The 7,536-nt window shown below is 50.0% G+C and carries 6 protein-coding genes; 1 reads left to right on the top strand and 5 read right to left on the bottom strand.

What is annotated here, in order from left to right; all coding sequences use genetic code 11:
* The first annotated feature begins 83 nt into the window (after window positions 1–83).
* Window positions 84–1,193, top strand: coding sequence for a glycerol dehydrogenase (locus BZG80_RS13605; protein WP_021023956.1), 1,110 nt, complete (start codon window positions 84–86; stop codon window positions 1,191–1,193).
* Between the two features lie 81 nt (window positions 1,194–1,274).
* Here the strand turns inward: BZG80_RS13605 and yqfB are convergent, their stop codons facing one another.
* The 5 genes from yqfB to BZG80_RS13580 all read right to left on the bottom strand — a co-directional run bounded on the left by yqfB (window position 1,275) and on the right by BZG80_RS13580 (window position 7,504).
* Window positions 1,275–1,589: a N(4)-acetylcytidine aminohydrolase gene (gene yqfB, locus BZG80_RS13600; protein WP_077461063.1), complete on the bottom strand. Its 315-nt coding sequence runs from the start codon at window positions 1,587–1,589 to the stop codon at window positions 1,275–1,277.
* A 93-nt stretch (window positions 1,590–1,682) separates the two neighbouring features.
* Window positions 1,683–3,050, bottom strand: coding sequence for an anaerobic C4-dicarboxylate transporter DcuC (gene dcuC, locus BZG80_RS13595; RefSeq protein WP_021023954.1), 1,368 nt, complete (start codon window positions 3,048–3,050; stop codon window positions 1,683–1,685).
* Between the two features lie 174 nt (window positions 3,051–3,224).
* A complete protein-coding gene (gene katG / locus BZG80_RS13590; RefSeq protein WP_077677319.1) occupies window positions 3,225–5,408 on the bottom strand; it encodes a catalase/peroxidase HPI in 2,184 nt (727 codons plus the stop codon).
* Window positions 5,409–5,602: 194 nt separating this feature from the next.
* Window positions 5,603–6,001 (bottom strand): VOC family protein, encoded by a 399-nt coding sequence (locus BZG80_RS13585; RefSeq protein ID WP_077679603.1) that lies wholly within the window; start codon window positions 5,999–6,001, stop codon window positions 5,603–5,605.
* 174 nt (window positions 6,002–6,175) lie between these two features.
* A complete protein-coding gene (locus BZG80_RS13580) occupies window positions 6,176–7,504 on the bottom strand; it encodes an anaerobic C4-dicarboxylate transporter (RefSeq protein ID WP_021023951.1) in 1,329 nt (442 codons plus the stop codon).
* Window positions 7,505–7,536 lie beyond the last annotated feature (32 nt).

Here is a 7,536-nt window from a genome sequence, read left to right as displayed (position 1 = left end):
GATCAAATACTTATTCTATGAAACTGCGTAAGCTTATATATCTCTTAGCATAAAGAAACTTTACGATAACAATGGAGCTCATTATGGCAACGACCCCTCGCACGGTAACGTCTCCGAAACAATTCATCATTGGTACAGGCTTACTCGCACAATTGCCGGAAAGCGTTCAAGACTTTGGTTCTAACGCGTATATTATTTGTGATGAGTTCTTTCTCGATCAAGTTAGCCAAACCTCACTGCCTGCCATTGAGCGCGCAGAGGGCTTGGCGGCCCATGTCGAGAAATTTCAGTACGAATGTACCCAGCAAGAAATTGACCGTAACCTCGGTATCGCTGAACAGCAAAAAGCCAATGTGATCGTCGGTATTGGTGGAGGTAAAACCCTCGATTGCGCCAAAGCCGTCGCGTACGAGCGAAAAGTACCGGTTATTTTATATCCCACTATCGCCTCAACCGATGCTCCTTGCACCGCCTTGTCAGTGATCTACAAACCTGACGGTGAGTTTGACCGCTACTTATTCTTGCCACAAAACCCAGATGCGGTGATTGCCGATACGGGTATTATTGCCAATGCGCCAGCACGCTTCTTTGCGGCGGGTGTAGGCGATGCGTTGGCTACCTATTTTGAAGCACGCGCCTGTTATCGTGCCGACGGCGTTAACTTGGTCCAAAAGCGCCCCTCTCGCACTGGTCTTGGCCTCGCTCAGCTTTGCTATGAGTTACTCAGCGAAAACATTGATGCCGCCATGGACGCACTAGCCAGTAAAGTAAGCACGCCAGCACTTGAGCAAATGATCGAAGCAACAATTTATCTAAGTGGTGTGGGCGCAGAAGCTGGCGGTCTCGCCGCCGCGCACGCCGTAAATAATGGGATGACCGCCGTGGCTGATTTGCACCATGCCCAGCACGGTGAAAAAGTCGTCTTTGGGTTGTTGACGCAATTGGTACTGGAAAACGCCCCTAAAGATGAAATTGATAATGTGGTTAGAATTATCAAAACAGCGGGTTTGCCACTCACGCTAGAGCAAATGGGACTAAAAACCTTTATTGAAGAAGAGTGGCGTGAAGTTGCGCGTATCGCTTGTGCAGAAGGTGACACCATGGGCAATATGCCAATGACGGTCAGCGAAGAGGATGTCTATCACGCCATGTTAGCCGCGAATAATATGGCAAAACGTTACTCAGCGGCCTAAACCTATCAGTCAACTGACTCACCAAGCGTCCGTTTATCGGGCGCTTTTTAATGGCGCGCTACGACGAACAAGCGCGAGCTGTTAAGCCAGATGAAAATCAATCACAAACAACGGGGGACGCGCTGGGTAGATTTGCAAAATCAGCGCCTTCAGCTCGGTAAGCGACATCCCCTCTTGTTCAGCATGACGGGCATTAATGTCCTCGAACGCTAGCGGAGCAACGCTGTCGATCACAATGTCACATACATAATGATCAGTTTCTAGCTGATGTACCGCGACGCGCGAACCGGGTTGATAGTGACTTTCAGATTCATCGCGAATGGTGATGGTTTTAACACCGGCGGCCACCATGGGCGTCAAGGTGGAGAAAAAGGTGATTTTGGTCGGGGCAGTCATGTTGCTTTCTTCCAAAACTGTATTGGTCTACGGCGTGATACGATTAAAAACGCCCGCGAGCACTTGCACGCGGGCGTTTCATGCCTTGCGACGTTACGCCATCATCGGCACCAATACAAGGGTACCAATAATCACGGTAATTAACCCGCACAGGACCGGTACCGAGGTGCGCTTAACCACCTCAAACGGGCTGAGTTTTGCCATCCCAGATGTCGCCACAATCACTCCAGACACCGGCGATATGGTTCGGCCTAAGTTAGAGGCTTGCAGCATAGGGATAATCAAAAATGCCGGATTTAGGCCCATTTTCGCTGCCAAAGACGGTGCTAATTCAACAAACGCATAGAAAGGTGCATTTCCAGAGCCAGTGGCAACAGCGGCTGCGACGGTGAGTAAAGTAAGCAGCATCATCAATGCAATACCGCCTGCCCCAGCGCTTTCTGCTAAGCCGAGTAAGTTGTCAATCGCACCAATTGACATAAGGCCTTGTGCAAATACCCCTGCAGCGACTAACAGCATCACCACGCCTTTAAAGGCATCCGCCATCCCTTCATAACACGCATCCAGATCTTCTAACGTTTTGCGACCATTAAAACGTTTGGTGGCGAAGTCGACGAGCGCACCTAAAAAGATAGAGAGCACCACAATGGTGTAGATATCTAGATAGAGGCCCGGAATGGTTTCACCGTTAAATAAAAACACTCCAATGATAGGCAGAAAAGGTAAGGCGGCGTAATAACCTGGCGCGTGAGTTTCTATCTCGGAGACGTCCACACGCTCCATCGGCGTGTTTTCTTTGTTATCCAGGTATTTATTCCAAAAGTACGCCGCGGCGGCCATCACAATAATCGCACAAATAGAGACCGGCAATACGGTTTCGACCGCAAACACGTGGAGCGGTAAGCCTGCTTTTTCCGCTGCAATCACCACATCTCCCGAGGTGGGTGAAAGTATAATCGCTGCAGGAGACGCGCACACTGCAGTCGCGGCGGGACGAGAAATGCCCATCGCAGTCATCATCGGGAATAAGGTAGCCATTAAAAGCACACCTAAGCCAGTTGCAGAGCTGACCGCCAGTGACATCAAACAAGCGACAATGTAGGCTGCAACCAACAACACATAGGGCGACTTGATCACCGACAACGGCTTAGAGAACTGCTTCACCACCACGTTGTTGGCACCAATATGCGACATATAGGCCGCAAAACCACACAGCAACATGATTTGCATCCCGAGGCCGCCACCACGGTATTGCAGCATGTATTTCACATATTCCAGCGAATCAGTAAAAAGATTGCCCGTCGACGTTAATTTAGCCGGCAGAACACTGTGCCCTAATATCCCTGTGATGATCAGTAATATAATCCCTGCGGTCAGCAAAGTGCTTGCAGGACGATAACCTTTGACAATAAAGTAACCCACAGCCACGGTTACAACTAGCCCAATGAGAAGTTCTAGCATAATTCACTCCGTCAGATGGTAAAGATAAAAGAATTGGATGGAATTTACTCAGCTCACTGTACTAAAACCCTGCCTGTAGCACGACAACAACCAAGCCCTGACTTGATTTAAGACAAATAAAAAGCCGCCTATCAATGAAAGGCGGCTTGGTGATCACAATTTGTAACGATTAAATCATTGCTTAGCGACCAGATCAAAACGATCAGCGTTCATCACCTTCACCCACGCTGCAACAAAATCGTGCACAAACTTGGTTTGGTTATCATCTTGCGCGTAGAACTCTGCATAGGCGCGTAAAATGGCGTTAGAGCCAAACACTAAGTCGACGCGGCTCGCCGTCCACTTCATTGCCCCCGAGTTACGCTCAATGATCTCATAGCGGTTACGGCCGACAGGTTTCCACTGATACGCCATGTCCGTCAGGTTGACGAAAAAGTCATGACTCAGCTCACCGACCCGATCGGTAAATACGCCTTCCGGGGCACTACCATAGTTGGTGCCAAGCACACGCATACCACCCAGTAGTACTGTCATTTCAGGTGCGGTGAGTCCCATCAATTGGGCGCGATCAAGCAAGAGCTCTTCGGGCTGAACGTTGTAATCTTTTTTCAGCCAATTACGGAACCCATCTGCGACCGGCTCTAGTACTTCGAATGAATCCACATCAGTGTGCTCAAGCGTGGCATCACCACGGCCGGGCGCAAAGGAGACGTCGACAGGGACGCCAGCCGCTTTTGCCGCTTCTTCGATGCCTTGGTTGCCTGCCAGCACGATGGTATCGGCCAAACTAATCTGGTGTTTCTGAGCAATATTACTCAGCACGTTGACTACCTTCGCCAGACGCTCCGGCTCGTTCCCCTGCCAGTCTTTTTGCGGTGCTAGGCGAATCCGCGCGCCGTTCGCCCCACCCCGCTTATCGGATTGGCGATAAGTCCGTGCGCTATCCCATGCGGTGGTCACTTTCTCTGCCAACGTCAGGTCACTATTGGCAATATCTGCTTTTACCGCTGCCACGTCATAATCGGTACGTCCTGCAGGCACGGGATCTTGCCAAATCAAATCCTCACTCGGCACATCTGGGCCGATGTAACGTGACTTGGGCCCCATATCACGGTGCGTTAATTTAAACCAGGCTTTGGCAAAGACGTCTGCCAGGTAGTCAGGGTCTTGATAAAAGCGTTCAGAGATTTTGCGATAGGCCGGGTCCATTTTGAGTGCCATATCGGCATCGGTCATGATGGGGTTACGACGAATCGAGGGGTCTTCAACATCAACAGGTTTATCTTCTTCTTTGATGTCGATAGGCTCCCACTGCCAGGCACCCGCAGGGCTTTTCTTCAATTCCCACTCATAGTTAAACAGGAGATAAAAGTAGCCGTTATCCCATTGCGTGGGATGGGTAGTCCAAGCCCCTTCAATGCCACTGGTGACCGTATCGCGACCAATGCCACGCGCTTGGTGGTTGTTCCAGCCTAAGCCTTGCTCATCAACGTCGGCCGCTTCAGGCTCAGGTCCTAATACGCTCGCATCGCCATTGCCGTGACATTTACCCACGGTATGGCCACCGGCAGTTAGCGCGACGGTTTCTTCATCGTTCATCGCCATGCGCTCAAACGTGACACGCATATCATGGGCAGTTTTGAGCGGATCTGGGTTGCCATCTACCCCTTCAGGGTTAACATAAATCAGCCCCATCATCACTGCGGCAAGTGGATTTTCGAGATCGCGTGCGCCAGAGTAACGGCTGTTCTCTGCATCACTTGGGGCCAACCATTCTTTTTCTGCGCCCCAATAAGTATCCTTCTCTGGATGCCAAATGTCTTCACGCCCAAACGCAAACCCATAGGTTTTTAGCCCCATCGATTCATACGCCAGCGTGCCCGCGAGCAAGATCAAATCTGCCCAACTAATTTTGTTGCCGTATTTTTTCTTAATCGGCCATAGAAGGCGACGGGCCTTATCGAGGTTGGCGTTATCCGGCCATGAGTTCAAAGGTGCAAAACGCTGGTTACCTGTTGCGCCGCCACCGCGACCGTCAGCAATGCGATAGCTCCCTGCCGAGTGCCATGCCATGCGGATCATCAATCCGCCGTAATGTCCCCAATCTGCAGGCCACCAAGACTGACTGTCGGTAAGTAGCGACTTAACGTCATTTTTAAGTGCGTCAATATCGAGGGTTTTTAGGGCTGACGGGTAATCAAAATCGTTATCAAACGGCGTTGATTTTGTGTCGTGCTGATGAAGAATGTCGAGGTTAAGTGCATTGGGCCACCAGGTTTTGTGTGCCATCTCTTCCGATGTTGCGCCACCATGCATCACGGGGCATTGACCGCCCGACGTTGAGCGTTGCTGAGACATTGCTTTCTCCTTATGTTTTATCCATCAGTGCGAACGCTAAAACACCTGACTAGGCCGCACTGACGCTATCATTAGTTATTGCTAACTAAACATGAGTAACGTTAATAGACAATCACACAAAGCGCTAATCTGTTATGCCAATAATGTTAATAGCCAATAACTTATGAGCTGATGAGAGACGCGCTAACTCACATTCACCATACCCATTCGCGATTTTGAAGCACCACACGATAACCATCCAGATCTTCAAAGGTGCAGCCGTCTTTATCCCAATAACTGTTATAACTCGAAACCGGTGTAAATCCGGCCGCTTCGATTTTTTTGCACGCGGCTTGCCATGCCGAGTGATCCGGCAAATAAAAAACCAATAAATTCTCTTGTGAGGGGGCTGGTCCAACATGGGTGCCGCGGTGGTGGGTAAACTCAAGGTGATAATTGTGATGCGGATGACCGATAATGGCACCATCAAAGTCATTGTGGCCAGAGAAGGTCCCGAGCAACTCAAAACCTAATCCTTCACAATACATATTCGTAATATCGGCTAAGTTATCAGTTGGCCGCGCAACCCGCATCACGGTATGTTTATCAATCATTATGTTGGCTCCTTTGGCTTAAAACGCCCGACCACTTGGCCAGGCGTTGCAAACAGATGCGGCGCATGTTGATGATGCATGTCACCAATTTGTACATTCAGGCAAAATTCACATCCAAGCCCTCAACCGAGGTACGCCCCACCTGCACCCTTGTTCTTCGTATCCTTTTGCGTATTAGGCGATAAAAATCTGCCCCAACACGTAACCGAACGCACAGGCGCTCACCACACCAATTAAACCAACCGCCATGAATGAATGGTTGAAGTACCATTTACCGATTTTGGTGGTGCCAGATGCATCGAAATTCACGGTCGCAATATCAGAAGGATAGTTGGGGATAAAGAAGTACCCATACACCGCCGGCATAATACCGATAAGCAGTGCAGGGTCGAGCCCTAATCCAAGACCTACCGGCAACATCATCCGTGCGGTGGCAGCTTGTGAATTAACAACTACTGACACGATAAACAAGGCCAGAGCAAAAGACCATGGATACTGAGTGACCATATCCACAATTCCAGACTTAAACTGCGGCATCGCGTATTGGAAATAAGTATCTGACATCCAGGCAATCCCAAAAATAGCAATAGCCGCTACCATCCCAGATTTAAACACCACGCCATTGGGCACATTGCGCGGATCGGTTTGTGTCGCCAGTAGGATGATGCCGCCAAAGCAGAGCATCATCATTTGAATGACGACTGACATGCTGATGGCCTTACTCTCCCCTGCCACTGTGCGAATTTCTGGCCACATAGCGATAATCACAATGGTAACGATGGCACTAATGAACAATAACACCGCATTGCGCGCGGAACGGGGTAATACCTCATCTAACGAGGTCGCGGTGGTATTTTCGATACGCTCACGCCATTTCGGGTCTTGTAAGCGCGCTTGGTAATCCGGATCGTCATCCAGCTCTTTGCCGCGGCGCAAGCTGTACAGAGACATCAGCAAGGTACCAAACAAGGTGGCGGGTACGGTGACCAACAAAATCGAGACTAACGTAATGTCATGTTGAATATCGGCAAGCTGGGCAAGGTAATACACCACCGCAGCGGAGATAGGTGACGCCGTAATCGCGATTTGAGAAGCAACCGACGCTGCGGCCATGGGGCGCTCCGGACGAATACCATTTTTCAGCGCGACATCACCGATAATCGGCATAATGGAATACACCGCGTGACCGGTACCAAGCATAAAGGTCATGGCATAGGTGACAAACGGCGCAATCAAAGTGACGCGTTTTGGATTTTTACGCAATAATCGCTCGGCCACTTGCAGCATATACTTAAGGCCACCAGCCGCTTCTAAGATAGAGGCACAGGTGACGACCGCAAGAATAATCAGCATCACGGTTACGGGCGGTGACGTTGGCGGCATCTGGAAGATAAACACTTCTATGACCAAGCCGATTCCCGAGACCACGCCCAGCCCAATGCCCCCGTATCGGGAGCCGATATACAGCATTAGCAGTAAGAACAAGAACTCTAAATACAACATACCTTCACCTCTCTACCCGATTACGCAGGCTR

The sequence above is a fragment of the Salinivibrio sp. MA440 genome (assembly GCF_001996265.1).
Classification (GTDB): domain Bacteria; phylum Pseudomonadota; class Gammaproteobacteria; order Enterobacterales; family Vibrionaceae; genus Salinivibrio; species Salinivibrio costicola.
Note: the sequence above shows the minus strand (reverse complement) of the source record. Positions and strands in the feature narration are given on the sequence as shown.

Coding starts and splice junctions, on each gene's coding strand:
- BZG80_RS13585 (WP_077679603.1), bottom strand. CDS start 6,001: ATGATTGATAAACATACCGTGATGCGGGTTGCGCGGCCAACTGATAAC.
- yqfB (WP_077461063.1), bottom strand. CDS start 1,589: ATGACTGCCCCGACCAAAATCACCTTTTTCTCCACCTTGACGCCCATG.
- dcuC (WP_021023954.1), bottom strand. CDS start 3,050: ATGCTAGAACTTCTCATTGGGCTAGTTGTAACCGTGGCTGTGGGTTAC.
- katG (WP_077677319.1), bottom strand. CDS start 5,408: ATGTCTCAGCAACGCTCAACGTCGGGCGGTCAATGCCCCGTGATGCAT.
- BZG80_RS13580 (WP_021023951.1), bottom strand. CDS start 7,504: ATGTTGTATTTAGAGTTCTTGTTCTTACTGCTAATGCTGTATATCGGC.
- BZG80_RS13605 (WP_021023956.1), top strand. CDS start 84: ATGGCAACGACCCCTCGCACGGTAACGTCTCCGAAACAATTCATCATT.